Origin of the sequence: Tenacibaculum salmonis (assembly GCF_041053065.1) — a bacterium.
GTDB classification, from domain to species: Bacteria; Bacteroidota; Bacteroidia; order Flavobacteriales; family Flavobacteriaceae; genus Polaribacter; species Polaribacter pacificus_A.
This window is the reverse complement of the sequence record NZ_JBFCVV010000001.1, coordinates 2,331,509-2,354,167: the sequence shown is the minus strand read 5'-3', so window position 1 is coordinate 2,354,167 and position 22,659 is coordinate 2,331,509. Positions and strand designations below refer to the sequence as shown.

At 29.5% G+C, this 22,659-nt stretch carries 16 protein-coding genes and 5 tRNA genes; 10 read left to right on the top strand and 11 right to left on the bottom strand.

Annotated features, from left to right (window positions below; genetic code table 11):
- Positions 1-247: 247 nt before the first annotated feature.
- From asnB to mdh, 3 genes are all read left to right on the top strand, one after another.
- Complete coding sequence (gene asnB / locus AB0T67_RS10395) at positions 248-1,912, top strand: asparagine synthase B (RefSeq protein WP_369220238.1); 1,665 nt, start codon at positions 248-250, stop codon at positions 1,910-1,912.
- A gap of 343 nt (positions 1,913-2,255) precedes the next feature.
- Positions 2,256-4,193, top strand: coding sequence for a DNA topoisomerase (ATP-hydrolyzing) subunit B (gyrB, locus tag AB0T67_RS10390; RefSeq protein WP_369220237.1), 1,938 nt, complete (start codon positions 2,256-2,258; stop codon positions 4,191-4,193).
- A 145-nt stretch (positions 4,194-4,338) separates the two neighbouring features.
- Complete coding sequence (gene mdh, locus AB0T67_RS10385; protein WP_271230594.1) at positions 4,339-5,265, top strand: malate dehydrogenase; 927 nt, start codon at positions 4,339-4,341, stop codon at positions 5,263-5,265.
- A gap of 196 nt (positions 5,266-5,461) precedes the next feature.
- Here the strand turns inward: mdh and AB0T67_RS10380 are convergent, their stop codons facing one another.
- Positions 5,462-6,142 (bottom strand): cell division ATP-binding protein FtsE, encoded by a 681-nt coding sequence (locus AB0T67_RS10380; protein ID WP_369220236.1) that lies wholly within the window; start codon positions 6,140-6,142, stop codon positions 5,462-5,464.
- Between the two features lie 125 nt (positions 6,143-6,267).
- Between AB0T67_RS10380 and AB0T67_RS10375 the strand changes: the two genes are divergently transcribed.
- From AB0T67_RS10375 to AB0T67_RS10360, 4 genes are all read left to right on the top strand, one after another.
- The gene (locus tag AB0T67_RS10375) at positions 6,268-9,288 is read left to right on the top strand and encodes a tetratricopeptide repeat protein (protein ID WP_369220235.1); all 3,021 of its coding nucleotides are present in this window, start codon (positions 6,268-6,270) and stop codon (positions 9,286-9,288) included.
- Positions 9,289-9,315: 27 nt separating this feature from the next.
- Complete coding sequence (locus tag AB0T67_RS10370) at positions 9,316-11,127, top strand: TonB-dependent receptor (RefSeq protein WP_369220234.1); 1,812 nt, start codon at positions 9,316-9,318, stop codon at positions 11,125-11,127.
- Between the two features lie 48 nt (positions 11,128-11,175).
- Positions 11,176-11,625 carry an FKBP-type peptidyl-prolyl cis-trans isomerase gene (locus tag AB0T67_RS10365; protein ID WP_369220233.1) on the top strand — a complete coding sequence of 150 codons (450 nt, stop codon included), beginning with the start codon at positions 11,176-11,178 and terminating at the stop codon, positions 11,623-11,625.
- Between the two features lie 373 nt (positions 11,626-11,998).
- The gene (locus AB0T67_RS10360) at positions 11,999-12,538 is read left to right on the top strand and encodes a sigma-70 family RNA polymerase sigma factor (RefSeq protein ID WP_369220232.1); all 540 of its coding nucleotides are present in this window, start codon (positions 11,999-12,001) and stop codon (positions 12,536-12,538) included.
- A 69-nt stretch (positions 12,539-12,607) separates the two neighbouring features.
- On the opposite strand, the gene AB0T67_RS10355 is transcribed toward AB0T67_RS10360, so the two are convergent.
- The 4 genes from AB0T67_RS10355 to AB0T67_RS10340 form a co-directional block, all read right to left on the bottom strand.
- A tRNA-Tyr gene (locus AB0T67_RS10355) sits at positions 12,608-12,690 on the bottom strand.
- Between the two features lie 52 nt (positions 12,691-12,742).
- A tRNA-Lys gene (locus AB0T67_RS10350) sits at positions 12,743-12,815 on the bottom strand.
- A gap of 122 nt (positions 12,816-12,937) precedes the next feature.
- Complete coding sequence (locus tag AB0T67_RS10345; protein WP_369220231.1) at positions 12,938-13,702, bottom strand: ABC transporter ATP-binding protein; 765 nt, start codon at positions 13,700-13,702, stop codon at positions 12,938-12,940.
- Complete coding sequence (locus tag AB0T67_RS10340) at positions 13,703-14,443, bottom strand: MlaE family ABC transporter permease (RefSeq protein ID WP_271230601.1); 741 nt, start codon at positions 14,441-14,443, stop codon at positions 13,703-13,705.
- A 119-nt stretch (positions 14,444-14,562) separates the two neighbouring features.
- On the opposite strand from AB0T67_RS10340, the gene pafA reads away from it, so the two are divergent.
- On the top strand, positions 14,563-16,203 hold the full coding sequence (gene pafA / locus AB0T67_RS10335; RefSeq protein WP_369220230.1) for an alkaline phosphatase PafA: 1,641 nt from the start codon (positions 14,563-14,565) through the stop codon (positions 16,201-16,203).
- A gap of 182 nt (positions 16,204-16,385) precedes the next feature.
- Here the strand turns inward: pafA and AB0T67_RS10330 are convergent, their stop codons facing one another.
- The 5 genes from AB0T67_RS10330 to AB0T67_RS10310 form a co-directional block, all read right to left on the bottom strand.
- Entirely contained in the window at positions 16,386-16,541 is a 156-nt protein-coding gene (locus tag AB0T67_RS10330; RefSeq protein ID WP_369220229.1) for a YqaE/Pmp3 family membrane protein, read from the bottom strand.
- 289 nt (positions 16,542-16,830) lie between these two features.
- Positions 16,831-16,904 (bottom strand) — tRNA-Arg (locus tag AB0T67_RS10325).
- A 30-nt stretch (positions 16,905-16,934) separates the two neighbouring features.
- Positions 16,935-17,009 (bottom strand) — tRNA-Pro (locus AB0T67_RS10320).
- Between the two features lie 17 nt (positions 17,010-17,026).
- Positions 17,027-17,110 (bottom strand) — tRNA-Ser (locus tag AB0T67_RS10315).
- Between the two features lie 99 nt (positions 17,111-17,209).
- Positions 17,210-19,258, bottom strand: coding sequence for an HD family phosphohydrolase (locus tag AB0T67_RS10310; RefSeq protein WP_369220228.1), 2,049 nt, complete (start codon positions 19,256-19,258; stop codon positions 17,210-17,212).
- 95 nt (positions 19,259-19,353) lie between these two features.
- On the opposite strand from AB0T67_RS10310, the gene AB0T67_RS10305 reads away from it, so the two are divergent.
- Together AB0T67_RS10305 and AB0T67_RS10300 are read left to right on the top strand one after the other, a co-directional pair.
- Complete coding sequence (locus AB0T67_RS10305; RefSeq protein ID WP_369220509.1) at positions 19,354-20,529, top strand: acetyl-CoA C-acyltransferase; 1,176 nt, start codon at positions 19,354-19,356, stop codon at positions 20,527-20,529.
- 19 nt (positions 20,530-20,548) lie between these two features.
- On the top strand, positions 20,549-21,328 hold the full coding sequence (locus AB0T67_RS10300; RefSeq protein WP_271230604.1) for a C40 family peptidase: 780 nt from the start codon (positions 20,549-20,551) through the stop codon (positions 21,326-21,328).
- 79 nt (positions 21,329-21,407) lie between these two features.
- Here the strand turns inward: AB0T67_RS10300 and AB0T67_RS10295 are convergent, their stop codons facing one another.
- Positions 21,408-22,643, bottom strand: a complete 1,236-nt coding sequence (locus tag AB0T67_RS10295) for a tetratricopeptide repeat protein (protein WP_369220227.1) — start codon at positions 22,641-22,643, stop codon at positions 21,408-21,410.
- Positions 22,644-22,659: the final 16 nt, after the last annotated feature.

The window sequence follows — 22,659 nt, the reverse complement described above, 5'->3', positions numbered from 1 at the left end:
TAATTTTATAATTAAAAAAGTAAACTTAATTATAATTAACTAAAATATCTATATTAAAAAACAATTTTTAATCACAAAAAACACATCAATAAGTTATAATAAACAATTAAAAACAAATTTAAAGTTATAATATGAAATCATAATCAATATTATTATTTACATAATTAAACTTATATCTGATATTTGCATCATAAACAAGAACAAAAAAACACTCGATATAATATTTCGAGATTTAAAATATAAAGTTATGTGTGGAATTGTATGTGCATTTGATTTAAAACAAACTTCAGATAGTTTAAGACCTCAGGTTTTAGAAATGGCTAAAAAAATTAGACATCGTGGACCAGATTGGAGTGGTGTTTATAGTGATGATAGTGTTATAATGGCTCATGAAAGATTAGCTATTGTAGATCCTGCTTCAGGACAACAACCTTTATTTAGTGCCGATAAAAAACTAATTTTAGCAGCAAACGGAGAAATATACAACCACAGAGAATTAGCTAAAAGCCTTACTAATCCTTATGAATTTCAAACAGCTTCTGACTGTGAAGTAATTTTAGCACTTTACAAAGAAAAAGGGGTGGATTTTGTAGATGATTTAAACGGAATTTTTGGTTTCGCTTTATATGACGCTGAAAAAGATGAGTACTTTGTTGCTCGTGATCATATGGGAATTATTCCTTTATATATTGGTTGGGATCAAAACGGAACTTTTTATGTTGCTTCTGAATTAAAAGCTTTAGAAGGTACTTGTTCTAAAATCGAATTATTTCCTCCAGGACATTATATGTCTAGTAAAGATGGAAAATTTGTACAATGGTACAAAAGAGATTGGAGAGATTATGAAGCTGTAAAAGAAAACGAAACTAGTATTGCAGAAGTTAAAGAAGCTTTAGAAGCGGCTGTACACAGACAATTAATGAGTGATGTACCTTATGGTGTTTTACTTTCTGGAGGATTAGATTCTTCTGTAATATCTGCAATTGCTAAAAAATACTCACAAAAAAGAGTTGAATCTGATGATAAATCAGAAGCTTGGTATCCGCAATTACATTCTTTTTCTGTAGGATTAGAAGGTTCGCCTGATTTAGCTGCAGCTCAAAAAGTTGCAGATCATATTGGAACTGTTCATCATGAAATAAAATTCACTATTCAAGAAGGTTTAGATGCTATTAAAGATGTTATCTACAACATAGAAACATACGATATTACAACAATCCGTTCTTCTACTCCAATGTATTTAATGGCACGTGTTATTAAATCAATGGGTGTTAAAATGGTATTATCTGGTGAAGGTGCTGATGAAATTTTTGGAGGATATTTATATTTCCATAAAGCTCCAAACGCAAAAGAATTCCATGAAGAAACTGTTCGTAAATTAGACAAACTACATATGTATGACTGTTTAAGAGCTAACAAAAGTTTAATGGCTTGGGGAATTGAAGGTCGTGTACCATTTTTAGACAAAGAGTTTATGGATGTTGCAATGCGTATTAACCCACAAGATAAAATGATTAACGGAGAACGCATGGAAAAATGGGTTATCCGTAAAGCTTTTGAAGATATGTTACCTGAAAGTGTTGCTTGGAGACAAAAAGAACAATTTTCTGATGGTGTAGGTTACAGCTGGATTGATACTTTAAAAGAAGTTGTTGATAAAGAAGTTACTGATGAACAATTAGCTAATGCTAAATTCAGATTCCCAATTCAAACTCCAACTAACAAAGAAGAATTTTATTATAGATCAATTTTTGAAGACCACTTCCCTAGTGATACCGCTGCATTAAGCGTTCCACAAGAAGCAAGTGTAGCTTGTAGTACAGCTATCGCATTAGAATGGGATGAAGCATTTAAAAACATGAACGAACCATCTGGTAGAGCAATTGCCAATATTCATGATGATTCTTACTAAATAATTGTTCTTTTTTTAAATTTTAATTATTTAAAACCTCGCTTTTGCGAGGTTTTTTCATATACAAAACTTACCGTGTTTCAAAAATAATAAGAAATAAACTATAAAGATGTTTTTAAGCGTTTTAAGACATTTTTAAATTATTCGCAAATAGCTTTATTTTTAAACCTCAACAGCTAAAAAGCTTTAAAATAATTGTATTTTTGTAATAGTTGTTTTATCTAAAAATAGCATATCCTTTTTTTAGAAAATTAGCTAGTTTTTTTATCTGTAGAAAAAAAAAATAATATTTATTTTGTGATAAAAGACATTAAAAACAAAACTTAATTAACTCTTTTTTATAATGAGCGAAGAAAATAAAGGTAGCTATGATGCTTCCAGTATCCAGGCCCTAGAGGGAATGGAACACGTAAGAATGCGTCCATCAATGTATATTGGAGATGTTGGCGTTAGAGGTTTACATCATTTAGTTTATGAAGTAGTAGATAACTCTATTGATGAAGCAATGGGTGGTTATTGTGATACAATTGATGTTACTATTAATGAAGATAATTCTGTTACTACCAAAGATAACGGTCGTGGTATTCCTGTAGGAATTCACAAAAAAGAAGGCGTTTCGGCATTACAAGTTGTAATGACTAAAATTGGTGCTGGTGGTAAATTCGATAAAGATTCTTATAAAGTTTCTGGTGGTTTACACGGTGTTGGTGTAAGTTGTGTAAATGCTCTTTCTGATCTTTTAACGGCTACGGTTCATAAAGAAGGAAGTGTTTGGCAACAAGAATATTCTAAAGGAAAAGCATTATATCCTGTAAAAAAAATAGGAGAAAGTGATTTTACAGGTACTATTGTTACTTTTTTACCTGATAAAACAATATTTAAACAAACAACTGAATTTAATTACGAAACTTTAGCAACACGTATGCGTGAGTTATCGTTTTTAAATAAAGGTATCACGATTACTTTAACAGATAAACGTAACACAGATGACGAAGGAAATTTTATTTCTGAAGTTTTTCATTCTGATGAAGGTTTGCCTGAGTTTATTAAATATTTAGATTCTACGCGTGAGCAACTAACTTCCAAAGTAATTTCTATGGAAGGAGAAAAAAACGGAATTCCTGTTGAAGTTGCAATGGTTTATAATACTTCATATTCTGAAAATTTACATTCGTATGTAAATAATATTAATACACACGAAGGAGGAACACATTTATCTGGTTTCCGTAGAGGATTAACAGGAACATTAAAAAAATATGCCGAAAATTCTGGCTTATTAAAAAATGTGAAATTCGAAATTGCTGGTGATGATTTCCGTGAAGGATTAACAGCTATTGTTTCTGTAAAAGTTGCAGAACCTCAATTTGAAGGACAAACAAAAACAAAATTAGGAAACAGAGAGGTTTCTGCGGCAGTATCACAAGCTGTTTCAGAAATGTTAACAAATTACTTAGAAGAAAATCCGAATGATGCTAAAACAATCGTTCAGAAAGTAATTTTAGCAGCAACAGCAAGACACGCAGCAAGCAAGGCCAGAGAAATGGTACAGCGTAAAACTGTAATGTCTATTGGTGGTTTACCTGGAAAATTATCTGATTGTTCAGAAACAGACCCAGAAAAATGTGAAATTTTCTTAGTAGAGGGAGATTCGGCTGGTGGAACAGCAAAACAAGGGCGTGATAGAAATTTCCAAGCAATTCTTCCACTTCGTGGGAAAATTTTGAATGTTGAAAAAGCCATGCAACACAAGGTTTTTGAGAACGAAGAAATCAAAAATATGTTTACAGCATTAGGTGTTTCTATCGGAACAGAAGAAGACCCTAGAGCTTTAAATTTATCAAAAGTTCGTTATCATAAAGTAGTTATTATGTGTGATGCCGATGTCGATGGATCGCATATTGCTACTTTAATTTTAACATTTTTCTTCAGATATATGCGTGAAATGGTAGAGCAAGGCTATATTTATATTGCTACTCCTCCTTTATATTTAGTTAAAAAAGGACAAAAACGTGAATACGCTTGGGATGATAATCAACGTGATTTAATTGCTCAGAAATTAGGTGGAAACGTAAATATACAACGTTATAAAGGTCTTGGAGAGATGAATGCAGATCAATTGTGGGATACTACAATGAATCCTGAATTTAGAACTTTACGTCAAGTTGTAATTGATAGCCCTACTGAAGCTGATAGAGTTTTCTCTATGTTAATGGGAGATGATGTACCACCTCGTAGAGATTTTATAGAACGTAATGCAAAATATGCTAATATTGACGCGTAAAACTTTCAGTTTATCTAGCTGAAACTTTATAAATAAAGCAAAATAAAACCCTATTGAAACTTCAATAGGGTTTTGTTTTTATATCGATGTGCAAATCGTTATTTTTGTGCAACTAAATTAATCATCACAATTAAAATATAAAAATATGAAAGTAACAGTTGTAGGAGCAGGTGCTGTAGGTGCAAGTTGTGCAGAGTATATTGCTATTAAAAATTTCGCATCAGAAGTTGTATTAGTAGATATTAAAGAAGGTTTTGCTGAAGGTAAAGCAATGGATTTAATGCAAACAGCTTCTTTAAATGGTTTTGATACTAAAATTACAGGAACTACAGGAGATTATGGAAAAACTGCTGGTTCTGATATTTGTATTATCACTTCTGGTATTGCACGTAAACCTGGTATGTCTCGTGACGAATTATTAGGAATCAATGCAGGTATTGTAAAAATGGTTGCTACTAGTTTAGTTGAGCAATCACCTAACACTATTATTATTGTAGTTTCTAATCCTATGGATACTATGACTTATTTAGTACACAAAGCAACTGGATTACCTAAAAATAGAATTATTGGTATGGGTGGAGCTTTAGATTCTGCTCGTTTTAAATATCGTTTAGCTGAAGCTTTAGGAGCGCCTATTTCTGATGTTGACGGAATGGTAATTGGTGGTCACTCTGATAAAGGAATGATTCCTTTAACTCGTTTAGCTACTCGTAACTCTGTTCCTGTTTCTGAATTTTTATCAGAAGAAAGATTAGAACAAGTAAAACAAGATACTAAAGTTGGTGGTGCTACCTTAACTGGTTTATTAGGTACTTCTGCTTGGTATGCTCCAGGAGCTGCAGTTTCTGGTATGGTTCAAGCTATTGCTTGTGATACTAAAAAAATATTCCCTTGTTCTACTTTATTAGACGGTGAATATGGTTTATCTGGTTTATGTATCGGAGTACCTGTTGTTTTAGGTAAAGACGGAATTGAAAGTATTGTTGAAATTAATTTATCTGATGATGAAAAAGCTAGTTTAGCTTCTTCTGCAGATGCTGTTAAAAATAATAATGCTGCTTTAAACTTATAAGAAGTTTTTAGTACTCTACTATCAAATAAATCCTGAGTAATTTTAAATTACTCAGGATTTTTATTTTTAAAATATTTGTAAGGTTAAAAAAACAGTACGACTAATGAAATGAGAAACATTATATAATGTTTTTTTTTCATAGTTTTTTATAGCAATTTTCCCATTTCATTTATGAAGTGGGTTTTTTTATATAAAACTAAATAGATTGTTGTACTTCAAATAACTCTCCTTCTTCACACTTCAAGGTTTTATGTTTAAACTTTACAATTAACTGATAATCGTGAGTAGCCATTAAAATAGTTTTTCCACTTTTATGAATTTCATTTAACAATTCCATCACTTCTAATGAGGTTTGAGGATCTAAATTTCCTGTAGGCTCATCAGCTAAAATTAATTCTGGATCATTTAATAAAGCTCTTGCAATAGCAACTCGCTGTTGTTCTCCTCCTGAAAGTTCAAAAGTATTTTTATTATACTTTTCTTTCATTCCTACTTTATCTAAAACTTCATAAATTTTATGTTCTATATCAGTTTTATTTTTCCAACCAGTAGCTTTTAAAACAAATTCTAAATTTTTAAAAACATTTCTATCATTTAAAAGTTTAAAATCTTGAAAAACGATTCCTAACTTTCTTCTTAAAAAAGGAATATCTTTTTGCTTAGTTTTTTTTAAATTAAAACCAACAATTTCACCTAAACCATGTTGTAATTGTAAATCACCATACAAGGTTTTTAGCAAGCTACTTTTTCCACTTCCTGTTTTTCCGATCAAATAATAAAAATCTCCTTTATTTAATCTGAAATTAACTTTTGATAACACTAAGCTCTCTTGCTGATAAATATCTGCATTTTCAAGATGTAAAACAGATCTTTCCATATATTAATTGATTTTTACAAATCTAAAATTTTATTACTTAATTATATAACATTTCTTACTTTTGATGCATTGTTTACCAACAAAAATAAAAAAAGAACGTTATAGTTCTTAGATAACTAAAAAATATGAGATTTATTTGTTATAAAAAAAGCTGTTATTTATTATTTTTAATCGCTTTTTCAACAACTATAATAGCACAAGAATCTGCTATTAATTCAGAAACTACAGCCGATTATCACAAAGCTGTAAAACTTTACAATAACAAGGCTTATGCAGCTGCACAAGGTTTGTTTAGTGAAGTTTCCAAAAATTCTGAACCGCACCGAAACAGCAAAGCTGATGCCGATTATTACGAGGCAATGTGTGCCATTAAACTAACCCAAAATAACGCTAATGATAAGGTAGTCGCTTTTGTAAGAAACTACCCATATCACAGTAAAAAAGAGAAAGCTTTCTTAGAAGTTGGTAACTATTATTTTGCCAACAGAAAAGCAGCACACGCCTTAAAATGGTATCAAAAAGTAAATGAAGAACTTTTAAGTGCTCCTGAAAGAAATGAATTGAACTATAAAATGGGTTATGCTTTATTAGTTTCTAATTATTTAAAAGATGCTAAAGAGCGTTTTAAAACCTTATTAGGAAACCCTACTTATGGTAATGATGCCCGATATTACTTCGGATATGTTGCTTACAAACAACAAAATTTTGGAGAAGCGGAAGATAATTTAAGTCAATTAGCAAATGATGCTACTTATCAATCAAAAGCGAATTATTATATTTTAGATATTAGTTTTAAAGCTGGTCGTTTTGATAAATCTGCAGATATTGGTACAAAACTTTTAAAAAAATCAAAGGATAAAAAAGAAATTTCTGAAATTTCTAAAATTGTTGGAGAAAGTTATTTCAACCTAAAAAAATATAATGCTGCAATTCCATATTTAAAAGCCTACAAAGGTAAAAATGGAAAATGGACAAATACCGATTATTATTACTTAGGATATGCTTATTATCAGCAAAAAAACTATGAAGAAGCAATTGGTAATTTCAATAAAATTATTGGAGGAAATAACAAAGTTGCCCAAAATGCCTATTATCATTTAGGAGAGTGTTATTTGGAATCAGAGAAAAAAATGGAAGCTTTAAATGCATTTAAAAATGCTAGCGAAATGGATTTCGATTTAAAAATAACAGAAAGTGCTTCGTTAAGTTATGCTAAGTTAAGTTACGAACTTGGAAATCCATATAAAAGTGTTCCTGAAGTTTTAAAAGATTATTTAGCTAAATATCCAAAATCTGCTAGCGCTACCGAAATTAGTGACTTATTAATTACTTCATATTTACATCAACAAGATTATCAAGGTGCTTTAGATTATTTGGCAACGACTAAATCTTCAAAAAATAAAAATCTTGCAAACGAAGTTTCTTTATACAGAGGAATTCAATTATTTAATGAAAGTACTTTAAAAATAGCAAAACCATATTTTCAGAAAGCAACTTTAACCGAAAATCAAATAGTTAGTAATAAAGGAATTTTTTGGCTTGCTGAAACCGATTATTTATTAGGAAATTATCAAGATGCATTAACTAATTTTTTACGAATTACAAATACTGATTTTGAAGAATCTAAAAAATTAAAATATAATATTGCTTATACCTATTTTAAATTAAAAGATTATAAAAACTCAGCAATTTATTTTCAACAATTTTTAGATAATAATTTAAATGATAATAATTTAAATGATGATGCTTCTAACCGATTAGGAGATTCTTATTATGCTTCTAAAGGATTTTTAAAAGCTATTAGTTCATACGAAAAAGTAATTAACGAAGGTGGTGTTGGTGCTGATTATGCGCAATATCAAAAAGCGATGAGTTATGGTTTTATGGGTAAAAACAATCTTAAAATTGAAGCTTTTAAAACACTTATAGAAGAATATAAAGATTCGCAATTACAAGATGATGCATTATTTCAATTAGCAGCAACTTATACTACTGTAAATAATTCGGCTAAAGCTCAAGAAACTTATGATACTTTGTTATCAAAACATTCAACTAGTAATTATGCTCCTAATGTTCTTTTACGTAAAGGATTATTGTACAATAATGATAATCAAAAGAAAAAAGCTTTAGAAAAATATAAAGAAGTTGTAGCAAAACATCCAAATTCAAAAGAAGCTAAACAAGCTGTTACAAACGTTAAAAATGTTTACATTGATCTTGGACAAGTTGATGAATATGCAGCATGGGTTGAAACTGTTACTTTTATAAATGTTACAGATGCAGACCTTGACAATGCTACTTATCAAGCTGCTGAAAATAAATTTTTAGAGAACAATAATACCAAAGCAATTACAGGTTTTAATAAATATCTTAATGCTTTTCCTTTAGGAATACATGCTTTGAAAGCTCATTTTTATTTAGCACAAGCATATAATAATACGAGTCAATTTAATAATGCAATTCCTAATTATGCTTATGTAATTACTAAAGATAAAAATGCATTTACAGAAGAATCTTTAACCAAACTTGCTAAAATATATTTAGAAAAAGAAGATTGGAACAACGGAATAAGTGTACTAGAAAAATTAGAAAAAGCAGCTAATTATCCGCAGAATATTACTTTTGCTCAAAGTAATTTAATGAAAGGTTATTACGAAAGAAAAGAATACTCAAAAGCAATTACTTATGCCGAAAAAGTATTAGCTACTGATAAAATAGATACTAATATTTCTGAAGATGCAAAAATAATAATTGCTCGTTCGGCATTTAAAACGAATGATTTTATAACCGCTGAAGAGTATTTTAATGAAGTTAGCAAAAATGCAACTGGCGAATTAAAAGCTGAAAGTTTATATTATAATGCCTTCTTTTTAAATGAAAATAAAGATTATGAAGCATCAAATAAAGCGGTGCAAAACTTAATCGCCAATTATTCTTCTTATAAATATTGGGGTGTTAAAAGTTATATTGTAATGGCTAAAAATTACGATGCTTTAAATGATGCTTATCAAGCAACCTATATTTTAGAAAATATTATCAAAAATTTTACCGAGCATAAAGATATTACAGAAGAAGCTAGCAATGAGCTTAGAGCTATCAAAAATAAAGAAGCCAAAACAAACGAGTCTATTAATAGCCAAAACTAGAATTTGTTAAAAACAAAAAAGAGTTCAATGATTAAATTAATAAAAAAACACATCCTTTTACTTGTTTTATTTGTAATATCAGTTGCAAATTCACAAGAAAAAAAAGTACCCGAAAAAGCAAAAGATAGTATCATAAAAACAGAAGTTGTAAATGTAGTAACATCGTATGTTCCTAAAATTACAGATGCTTTTAAAATAAAACAAAAGCCTTTAATAACACACTCAAAAGAAACTCAGAAAAAAGCACTTGAATACACTATATTTTCTGTGCCTGTAGCTTCTACTTTTATACCTAAAAGTGGTGTAATGAAAAAGATTGACTTAGGTAAAAGAGAAGAATTATATCCAAATTATCTTTCACTTGGTTTTGGTACTAAAATGACACCTTTTGTTGAAGCATACATCAGAAATGAAACTGGTTATGGTGGTGAGTTTGGTGCGCATTTAAAGTTTTTACTTTCTGCCGATCCTGTTGAAGAAATACCGCTTAGTAGTACATATTATAACATGGGATTAAATTTATTCTATGCACAAAATGAGCGTTATTATAGCTGGAAAGCAGGTGTTAATGGAGAACGAAATAAGCATAATTGGTATGGATTACCTACAAATATTTTTCCTACTGAAGCAACAGTTGACAACAAGGCTACAATTAGCCGTATAGAACCTGAACAAGCATACAACTATTTTAAAGTTTTTGGTGAAATTAAAATGGATGACTCTTCTCTTGAAGAAGTAAAAATATCTGCTTCTCTTTTCTCTGATATCTTAGAAAGTAGTGAATTTTTAGTCGATGGAAATGCGCTGTTTAAAATTCCTTTAGATAATATACATCGTGAATTTAATGACTTATATATAAATACAACTCTAAGTTATTTAGGTACTACTTTTGAAAATAATTATGAAACTCAAGAGCAGTTAAAATATAGCTTCTTTAACTTTGGAGTTCATCCTACTTATAAATTTTTAGCGTATGATATCTCTGTAAAAATAGGTGCAAAATCTTATTTTTCTATGGATATGGAAAAAAGTGAAAATCAATTTTTAATCTATCCTGATATTGAAATTTCGTATCCTATTGTAAAAGATGCTTTAGATGTTTTTATAGGAGCTTCTGGCGATTTAAAAACAAATACATATCGTAGTTTAGCTACCAAAAACCCATACATCTCTCCTACTCAAAACTTATTACAAACAAACAAGTATGAAGCTTTTGGAGGTTTTAGAGGTAAATTAAAACATCAATTTAGCTACAATATTAAAGGAAGTTATGCTAATATTGAAAATAATCCATTTTTTGCATTGAATCAATCAAAATCAGACGGAACAAACAACGCAGGAACTGACGCTTTTTCTTTCTTTGGATATGAATACGGAAATTCTTTTAAAACAGAGTATGATGATATTAAAGCAATCACTTTCTTTGGTGAACTTGCTTTTAATGGAATTAAAAACCTAACTATTGGATTAAATGGAGAGTTTAATCAATTTACTTTAACTAATGAAGAATTAGAACCTTGGAATACACCCGAAATGAAAGGAGAATTCTTTGGAACTTATAAAACAAGTAAATGGTTTGCAGGTACAAACTTATTTTTTGTTGGAGAACGAAAAGGAAAATTATACAATATATTACCTGAAAACACTTTTACTACAGTTAATTTAGAAAGTTATTTTGATATAAATTTTAATGGTGGTTATCATTTTAATGATTCATTTTCTGTATTTTTAAACCTGAACAATGTATTAAATACAAACTATCAAAGATTTAATAGTTTTAACGTACAAGGTTTTCAAGCTATGGCTGGCTTAACTTGGAAATTTGATAGTATATTATAAAAAAATCAGCCTTAATTATTATAAATATATCCCCTTAAAAACAACTAAATGAAAAAATTAATATCCTTACTAACACTAATTATAACCTTATTTTCTTGCAGTAGCGACGACAACCTTAATTTTGATCCACAAAACGAGGCTGATATTATTAAATACATTGCTGATAATAATTTAACAGCTAAAAGAAGTAATTCAGGATTATATTATGTCATAGAATCTGAAGGTACAGGTACAAAACCAACTTCAAACTCAACGGTGACAGTAAATTACAAAGGTTATTTTTTAGATGGAAAAACTTTTGATCAAAATTCTACAGGTTATAAAACCAGTTTACAACAAGTAATAAAAGGATGGACAGAAGGAATTACTTATTTTAAAGAAGGTGGAAATGGAATTTTGTTAATTCCTTCTAAATTAGGATACGGAGTATCATCAAACAAACAAATACCTGGAGGTTCTGTTTTAATTTTTGATATCGAATTATTAAAAGTTCATTAAAGATATCTTTGTTTAATAAAAATATTATTAAACAAAACAATAATATTAATCAAAAAAAGACACTTGAAAACATTTTTATCAAGTGTCTTTTTAACTTTTATAAAACATATTTATTTTATTTTTCAGAAATAATTGCATCTTTTTAGGTTTTAAATAGTCTACTATATGAACTCAAAAAATAAATATCATGAAATATAAAAATCAATGTACTTGCAATTGTAACGGATGTAAAACAGGAAACTGCTCTAATTGCACTTGTGAAAATTGCTCTTGTAATAACTGTAATTGCTAAAGCGAATATTTGTTAACTTCTGTCATTACAAGGCACAAATTAAATTTGGCTTTGTAATGACATTTTTTGTAAATTTATAAAATGACGACAAATCAAGTTTGGAAAAAATATGCTGACGATGTTAAATATTTTATCTTAAGTAAAGTTAAAAATACTACAGCTACGGATGATATTTTACAAGACACTTTTATCAAAATACACACAAAGCTACATACCTTAAAAGATATTACCAAGTTAAAATCTTGGATTTTCACCATTGCTAGAAACGCTATAATCGATTATTTTAAAAGCACCAATAAAACTTTTGAATTGGCTAATTTTGAAACGGAAACAATCATAAAAGAAGAAATACACACAGAACAAGATTGTTTGCGTGGTATCTTAAAAAACTTACCTAAAATATATAGAGATCCTTTATTTTTATCAGATATTAAAGGCTTAAAACAACAAGAGGTTGCTGATACTCTAAAACAAAGTTTATCGACTACTAAATCGCAAATTCAACGCGCTAGAAAACTAATAGCAAAAGGTTTTATGGACTGTTGTGGTTTTGTATTAAATGAAGATGGTAAACTCGTTGGAGAAATACAAGACAAAGGTGATTGTAAAGTTTGTGGGTAAATCTGAAATCAATAGAAAAAAGTATCACATAAAAAAACCTCAATCTTAAAAAAGATTGAGGTTTTTTAGTGGGGAGAGCAGGATTCGAACCTGCGAAGTCGTAAGACAACGGAGTTACAGTCCGTCCCAGTTGGCCGCTTTGGTATCTCCCCAAAGCTTTGCAGAAAAACAAAAGCTTCTCTTATAATAAGAGAAGCTTTTTAGTGACCGGGCTGGGGCTCGAACCCAGGACCCTCTCCTTAAAAGGGAGATGCTCTACCAACTGAGCTACCAGGTCATTGTTTGTTTTCTGCTTAGCGGTTGCAAATATACAAGCTATTTTTAATTTACCAAAAGTATTTTACAAAAGTTTTAAAACTTTTTTATACATTATTGTTTTACAATTACTTAACATTAAAATTATTTTTCTAATAAATAAGCTTCACGTACTTTTTTAAATAAATTAGATGAATACACAAAGTCTACCACTGCTTCATTGTCGGTTTTAAAAATTTCTTTGTGTGATCCCTCCCATGCTTTTAAACCATTTTGAAGAAAGACAATCTTCTCTCCTATTTCCATCACAGAATTCATATCATGTGTATTAATAACAGTTGTTATTTTATACTCATCTGTAATTTCTTGAATTAAATTATCTATTACAATTGATGTTTGCGGATCTAAACCTGAATTAGGCTCATCACAAAACAAATATTTAGGATTCATAACAATTGCTCTTGCAATAGCTACTCGTTTTTGCATTCCTCCTGATAATTCTGCTGGAAATTTTTTATTCGAGTTTTCTAAGTTTACACGATTTAAAACAAAATTAACTCTGTCTAACATTTCGCTTTCTGACTGCTTGGTAAACATTTTTAAAGGAAACATAATATTTTCTTCAACTGTTTGTGAATCAAACAAAGCACTTCCTTGAAAAACCATACCTATTTCTTTACGAAAATTTCGCTTATCTTTTGGCTTCATTTCTGTATTTACACGACCATCATAGACTACTGTTCCTTCTTCAGGAACGTGTAATCCTATTAATGATTTTAAAAAAACAGTTTTTCCTGAGCCACTTTTTCCTATAATTAAACTAGTTTCTCCAGGTAAAAAAGTAGTACTAATTCCTTTTAAAATTTCAATACCGTTAAAACCTTTATGTAAGTTATTTACTTCTATCATTTATGTTAATAACATTTGAGTTAATAAATAATTGGCAATTACAATAAGTACGGTTGTCCAAACTACCGATTGTGTACTTGCCTTACCTACTTCTAGCGAACCTCCTTTAACATAATATCCATGATATGCAGGAACTGTTGCTATTAAAAAGGCAAAAATTAATGTTTTTATCATTGCATAGGTTATTAAAAATGGATTAAAATCCATTTGTATTCCTATAATATAATCTACACCTGAGAATAACCCTGAAAGCATTCCTGTAAGCCAACCTCCAAAAATCCCTAGAAACATTGCTAAAACTATCAGAAAAGGATAAAAAAATATGGTCGCTATTATTTTAGGTAATACTAAATAATTTAAAGAATTAATTCCCATTACTTCTAAAGCATCAATTTGCTCTGTAACTCTCATAGAACCGATACTTGATGTAATATACGACCCTACTTTTCCTGCTAAAATAATAGAACAGAATGTAGGTGCAAACTCTAAAATCATAGAACGTTTAGCCGCAAATCCTATTAATGAATCTGGAATAAAAGGACTATCTAAACTTAAAGCTGTTTGCAAGGCTATTACCCCACCTATAAAAAATGAAATAAACGAAATAATACCTAAAGATTTAAGTCCTAACTCATCAATTTCTCTAAACAAAGCTTCTTTAAAAACACGTGAACGTTGTGGTTTTGTAAAAACTTGTTTTAGCATTAAAATATACTTACCTGTATGTTCAATGTAGTTCATTTAAACGAATCTATTTTTCTTTTTGCTAAAGTATTAAAAAACCATTAACTCTTAGCTTTATTATCTGTTTTAGTATGCTTTTCTTCCTACCTTTGGATTTATAACTTTTAAAATTTAGAATGAAAAAATTAGTCCCCATAGCTATTTTAGCTATCGTTTGTTTATCTAGTTTTACTACTATCAAAAAGAAAACACCTAAAAAACCTAAATTAGTTGTAGGTATTGTTATTGATCAAATGCGCTATGATTACCTTACTCGCTTTGCTACTAAATACGGTAAAGATGGTTTTAATCGCCTATTAAAAAGTGGTTTTTCGCTTGAAAATGCACATTATAACTACATTCCTACTTATACTGCTGTTGGACATGCTTCTATTTATACGGGTACAACACCTGTAAATCATGCAATAATCAGTAATTATTGGTATGATAAATTTTTAAAAGAAACTATTTATTGTGTTGATGATAGTAATTATAAAACTATTGGAAACGATGGTAAAGGCGGGAAAAAATCGCCAAAAAGAATGTTAAGTACAAGTATTACCGATCAATTAAGATTAGCCCAAAACATGAACGGAAAAACTATTGGTATCGCTATAAAAGATCGTTCGGCTATTTTACCTGCGGGTCACACAGCAAATGCGGCTTATTGGTTTGATGGCGGTAGTAAAGGTGATTGGATTACCTCTTCGTATTATATAGATAAACTACCTAATTGGGTTCGAAAATTTAATCAAGATAAAATAATTGACACCTATTTAAATCAGCCATGGGAAACATTATATGACATTAATACTTACACCGAAAGTATTACCGATGACAACAATTTTGAAGAACCTTTTAAAGGAGAAAAAAAACCTATATTTCCTCATAATATTCCTGAATTAAGAAGTAAAAATAAAAATTACAGTATTATAAAAGGAATTCCTGCTGGAAACTCATTAACTACCGATTTTACAAAAGCAGCTATTATTGGCGAAAACTTAGGGAAATCTAATTATACCGATTTTTTAACGGTTAGTTATTCTTCTACTGATTATGTTGGTCATCAATTTGGTGTTGCATCAAAAGAAACTCAAGATACTTATTTACGTTTAGATAAAGATTTAGCATCTCTTTTTAAATTTTTAGATACTCAAATTGGAAAAGGAAATTACACTTTGTTTTTAACTGCCGATCATGCTGCGGTACAAGTGCCTTCTTATTTGCAATCGGTTAAAATTCCTGCAAATTATTTTAGTTATAAAAAATTCAAAGTGTTTGTAAATAATATCACCAAAAAATATTTTAATTCGGATGATTTAGTAGAAAACATTTCAAACTTTCAGATTTTCTTAGATAAAGAAAAAATTGAAACCTTGAATTTAACTAAAAATGAAGTAGCTCAAAAAATTGCTGATGAAGTGATTAATTACAAAGGAATCTACAAAACTGCAACAGCCAGAACTTTACAAACAACCTCTTTTACTTCGGGTATTTTAAACTCGTTACAAAACGGATATAATCAAAAATTTTCAGGTGATATAATGCTTGTTCCTACTCCTTCAACGGTTAGTTATCCTAAAAAAGGAACGACACACGGTTCGGGATACTCATATGATACACACATTCCTATCATTTTTTATGGAAATGGAATTAAAAAAGGTTCTTCAAAAAAGAAATACGAAATTATAGATATTGCTCCAACACTTTCGAATTTACTTCAAATTGAATTTCCGAATGGTGCTACTGGAAAAATTATAGAAGAAGTTTTAAACTAATAAAAAAGGCACTCAATGAGTGCCTTTCTTTTTTTCAAATAATATACAATATGTAAAAGGGGATTATTTTAACTTCTTATACTTTAAAATCAAAATTGTTTTTTATTATCTAACATTGATAATACTTCTATAAAACACGTTTCTATATAGTTAGACACGATTTTTCACAAAAGGTCACATTTTTATTCTGATTTATTTAAAATAATAAGTGCTGCAATAACCCCAGGTACCCAACCGCAAAGGGTTAGTAAAAATACAATTAATACTGATCCACAACCTTTTCCTAGAACCGATAACGGTGGAAAAACAATTGCTAATAAAACTCTTAATAAACTCATATTTTCTTTGTTGATATACTATATAAAGACTCTTATATTCAATTTTTGTTACAGTTATTCTTATTTTTTTATTGATAACAAAACCAAGAGTCTGTTTAAATTTCATTTAAAAACATTTTATAGTTGAAAAACCAAATATGTAAAGCTCAATTTATTTCAGCTTTACATCCTGATTTGCCGTAGTTCTTGACTTTATGAGGTGCTTAACTAAATATAATATCTACGTAATTGAATAACGAAAATAATAAACAACAAAAAAGCCTCACTAAATTAATAGTGAAGCTTTGAGTGAGCCCTGGAGGATTCGAACCTCCGACCGCCTCCTTAGAAGGGAGGTGCTCTATCCAGCTGAGCTAAGAGCCCGTAGTTTTAAAGTTGCTACGTACAACTGTGTCGGGGTGGCAGGATTCGAACCTGCGACCTCCTCGTCCCAAACGAGGCGCGATGACCGGGCTACGCTACACCCCGAATAGTCATCTTAATTGCGGAGAGACAGGGACTCGAACCCTGGAACCAGTTACCCGGTTACAGATTAGCAATCTGCTGCATTACCACTCTGCCATCTCTCCTGAGTGCTTCAAAACCACTAAAACTAATAGTTTCGAATTGCGAGTGCAAATATACATCTAATTAAAAGTTCTCACAAGTTTTTTTTGAAAAAACTTTAATCAATCAGGATACTCTATTCGTAAGTGATAGATACTCATTAACTTACTTTTAATAATTTTTTTTATTTTTTCTATCTCTCTAAAGGTAATATCTGAATTTACGAACTGATTATCGCTTTTTTGCTTATCAATAATTTTATCTATTAAATTATCTATAGATTGGGCAGTCGGGGTTTTTAAACTTTTTGAAGCAGCTTCAGCTGCATCACACATCATTAAAATTGCAGTTTCTTTAGAAAAAGGAATTGGTCCTCGGTATTGAAAGTTTTTAATATCGACTTCTCCATCAGGGTTATTTTCTAATTCTTGCTTATAAAAATAATAAGTAACTGTTGTTCCGTGATGCGTTCTAATAAAATCGATAATTCTGTCTGGTAATTTATGCTTCTTTGCTATTTCGATTCCTTTAATAACATGTTCTAAAATTATTTGAGCGCTATCTTTAGGTGATAAATCGTTGTGTGGATTTACTCCTGTCGATTGATTTTCGCCAAAATATATTGGATTTGCTATTTTACCTATATCATGATATAAAGCTCCTGTTCTTACTAACATTGAATTTGCGCCTATTTCATTTGCTGCGGCTTCGGCTAAATTTGCAACCTGCATAGAATGCTGAAAAGTTCCTGGAGCTTTTTCATTTAAATCTCTTAATAATTTAGAATTTGTATTTGATAATTCTAACAAAGTAACATCTGAAACTAATCCAAATAATTTTTCATAAAAATAAATAAAGAATACCGCTAAAAATGATAATAATCCGTTTGCGGCAAATAATCCGAAATACATCCCATTTATCTTATCGGCACTCCCCTCTTTTAAAATAGAAAAAGCAAAATAAGTAATCATATAAATTAAAGTAATTCGTCCTATTGAAATAAACAAACTAGCTCTTTTATATAACTCTGAAACAGTTAATATTGTTACAATACCTGCAATAATATGTAGGTATATAAACTCAAAACTATTAGGCACAATAAATCCTAATAGTAATACAGTAAGTACGTGTGTAAAAAAACCTAATCTGGCATCAAAAAAAGTTTTTAATACTATTGGCAAAATACTTAAAGGAACAACATATAAAAAACTTGAGTTATATTTTACAACTAAAGTTTGTATTAAAATCATTAGAAAAACATTGAAAAAAATAAAGGTTACTTTATTATTATCATTAAATATTTCTGAGCGATATTTTTCTAAAAATAACAACAGCATTAACAATGCTAATGCAACTAAAATAGTATATCCAAAAACAATCCAATTATAATTAGACTTTGTTAAAAGTTGTGAACTTGATGCTTTTTCATACGATTTTAAAATAGTTAACGTCCTTCCTTCTACAATACCTCCTTTTAAGACTATTAATTCTCCTTTAGAAACTTTTCCTTTTGCATAAGAGATACTTTTTAAGGCTTCATTTAACTCTTTTTCGCTGTATTTAACATCAAATACTACATTTGATTGAATAGCTTCAGATAAAATATTTAAAATAATATTTTTTTGATAAACATCAACTTCAATAATATTCTCTGAAATAAGTTTTAATACATCTTTCGATTGTACTAATTTTGAAAAAAGAATATCATCAATAGAGTTTCCTTTTCGTAAAACGATAAGTTCTTCTTCATTAGCTTTTGTTATACTTGCATCATCTAAAAACCCATATTCATATATTTTATGAATAATATCTGCACCTATTTTTTTTAAAATAACAACATCTTTAATTGATAACGAGTCATAAGTTATTAACTTATCATTATAAACCTTTAATACTTTTACTGAAACTTTTTGATCATAAACAAAATACTTTTTAATATTAGCTTTAATTTCATTGGTTTCCTGCCTAACTTCAGCTGTTGTTTTTTCAATAGCAAAATCGAATGGAGCATATAAATTTTCATACTGCCAAGGTTTTGCTTGTGTGTAATTATATTTAAACTGTCCTCTTTTAGGAAATAAATATACGATTGCAACTACCGAAATCAAAAACAATAATACTTTATAAATAATAGCATTATTCTTATATAACTTATTTATAAAATCGTTCATTTTTTATATTTAGAAGTGTAAATATAACCTTTCTCTATTATTTGAGTACTTGTTATAAAATGGTTATTTTAGCAGAAGAAATTATACCCAAACATATGAAAGAAGTAGTTATTGTATCAGTTGCAAGAACACCAATCGGTAGTTTTTTAGGATCTTTATCAACCATACCCGCACCAAAATTAGGTGCTGTAGCAATTAAAGGTGCTTTAGATAAAATCAAATTAAACCCTGCAATGGTTGAAGAAGTTTTTATGGGAAATGTAGTTTCTGCTGGTTTAGGTCAAGCACCCGCACGTCAGGCAGCTATTTTTGCTGGAATACCTAATACTGTGCCTTGTACTACTATAAATAAAGTATGTTCATCAGGAATGAAAGCTATCATGTTAGCCGCTCAAACAATTGCTTTAGGTGATGCTGAAATTGTAGTTGCTGGTGGTATGGAAAACATGAGTATGATTCCTCATTATCAACACGCTAGAACAGGAGCTAAATTTGGTGCTATTACTATGGAAGATGGCTTACAAAAAGATGGCTTAGTTGATGCTTATGAACAAGTAGCTATGGGAGTTTGTGCTGATGAATGTGCCGTTGTTCATGATTTTTCTAGAGAAGATCAAGATGCTTTTGCTATCGAATCTTATAAACGTTCTGCAAATGCCTGGAACGAAGGTAAATATGCGGATGAAATTGTACCAGTAGAAATACCTCAACGTCGTGGTGAACCAATTATTTTTTCTGAAGATGAAGAATATAAAAATGTAAAAATGGAGAAAATTCCTACTTTACGTGCTGCTTTCACAAAAGAAGGAACGGTAACTGCTGCAAATGCTTCTACTATTAATGATGGTGGCGCAGCATTAGTGTTAATGTCTACTGAAAAAGCTGTGGAATTAAACATCACTCCTTTAGCAAAAATAAAAGGATATGCCGATGCAGCTCACGAACCAAAATGGTTTACAACTGCACCTGCCAAAGCTTTACCAAAAGCCTTATCAAAAGCAAATATTTCAATTGATGATGTTGATTGTTTCGAATTAAACGAAGCCTTTTCTATTGTAGGTTTAGCAAATATGAAAATTTTAGGATTATCTGCTGATAAAGTAAATGTAAATGGTGGAGCTGTTTCTTTAGGACATCCTTTAGGTGTTTCTGGAGCAAGAATTGTTATTGCTTTAACATCAATATTAAAACAAAATAACACTAAAATTGGAGCAGCTGCTATTTGTAATGGTGGTGGTGGTGCTAGCGCAATGGTAATCGAAAGAATATAAATTTTAATAAAAAAGATAAATGCAATTAACCTCTTTCGGAATTTGTAATTTAAGTATAATACCACTTCGATTAGAACCTTCTGATGCTTCAGAAATGGTCAATCAATTATTATTTGGTGAACATTTTAAAGTGTTAGAAAAAACTGGAAGCTGGGTTAAAATTAGACTAGCTTTTGATAATTACGAAGGTTACATCGACCATAAACAATACGAAGAAATTACAGAAGATATTTATAATTCTTTATCCAAAGAAAATAAAAGTTACGCTGGTGAATTAATTGATTTTATTAGCGATAAAAAAGGTTATTTAACTACAATTCCATTAGGAGCTAGACTTCCTTTTCTTCAAAATAAAAAAATTAATATAAACAATACTTTTTATTCTTATGAAGGAAAAGTTTATCATCAAAAATTAGAAAAATTAGCAATTATTGAAACTGCTTTTCTATTTTTAAATACGCCATATTTATGGGGTGGAAAATCTCCTTTTGGTATTGATTGTTCTGGTTTTACACAAATTGTCTATAAATTATGTGGTTATAATTTATTACGTGATGCAAGAGAGCAAGCTACTCAAGGTAGAAGTTTAAATTTCATTCAAGAAAGTGAACCTGGCGATTTAGCTTTTTTTGATAATGAAGAAGGTAAGATTACACACGTTGGTATTATTTTAAAAGATAATAATATTATCCACGCACATGGTAAAGTTCGTATTGATAAATTAGATCATAGTGGTATTTATAATGTAGATACTAATAATCATACACATAAATTAAGGGTTATAAAACGTTATTTTTAAATAATTTTTAATTAAAACAAGAATATAAAAAAACCGAAACTCTAAAAGTTTCGGTTTTTTTTATGATATTAAATAAAATCTATTTCATTGATTTATATAAAGTTCTAAATTCAGTTGCTTTCGCTTCCATTTCTAAAACTTCGTATAAGTTCATTAATGTTTTAACAGTATCACTATTTCTTTTTATAGCATCTGCTTTTTCTAAAAATGGCAATGCTTCTTTATAAACTTCTTTCTGTTCTAATGCTAATGCATCATACTTTTTAAAGTTATCTAAATTCTTATTCATCTGCTCAACAATTGCTTTATCTTTATTCAATACAACAACTGCTAAATTCATATAAGCATCTCCGTAATCAGGTTTTAACTCAATTGCTTTTTTGTAATATCCTTTAGCCTCATCTACCATACCTTCATTAAAGTTAACAACACCTAAGTTATAATATAATGTTGGGTTTGTAGGGTCTAAATCAATAGCTTCTTTCATTAAAGCTCCAAATTTATCCATTTGTTTAAGCTTGATATACATATCAGCTTCATTTAATAATAAATTTAAATCTTTCGGGTTTGCTTTTCTTGCTTCTACTAATGCTTCAATAGCTTCATCAGTTTTACCTTGCTCTTTTAATAGTAAAGCAATGTTTTTTACAATAACTGCATTTTTAGATTCTGTAGATTTATTTTCAGGTTTAATATATTTTTTAGACCTAACCATTAAATCTCTTTGTTGCTTTGAACCTAAATTTTCTACTTCACCAGTTAAAGCGCTAGTTGCTAAGTATTGAGTTTCAACACCTGTATAACCAACTTTTCTTAACTCCTTATAATATTTAATAGCAGTATCATACTCTTTAGCTTGCGTCGCTGAAATTGCTGCATTATAAGCAAATGAAGTATCTTTAGGACTTAGCAGATATGTTAAATAAAAATTATCTGCTGCACTTTTATAATCTTTTTTATTATTATATAAATCAACGGCTTTTCCTGATACGTCTTGAATCATTTGACTCAATATAGGTTTTGCTTGTGCACTATATTTATTATTAGCAATTACCGACAATGACTTAAAAGAAGAAGCTGCTTCTAGATAATTTTTTGTTGCTGCTAATGCTTGTCCTTTTAAAAAGTAAAATTTAGATGTATATTTATCTTGACCGCTATTCATTACTGTTTCTTGTGCCGAATTTAGTATTGTAATAGCCGTTTTAAAGTCTTCTTTTTTTATAGCTTTCTCTGCTGATTTTAATTCTGATTTCTGAGCCACTAAACCTAATGACATTAAACCTAATGAAAGCGTTACTAGTTGTTTGTTCATCTTAATTATAAATTTA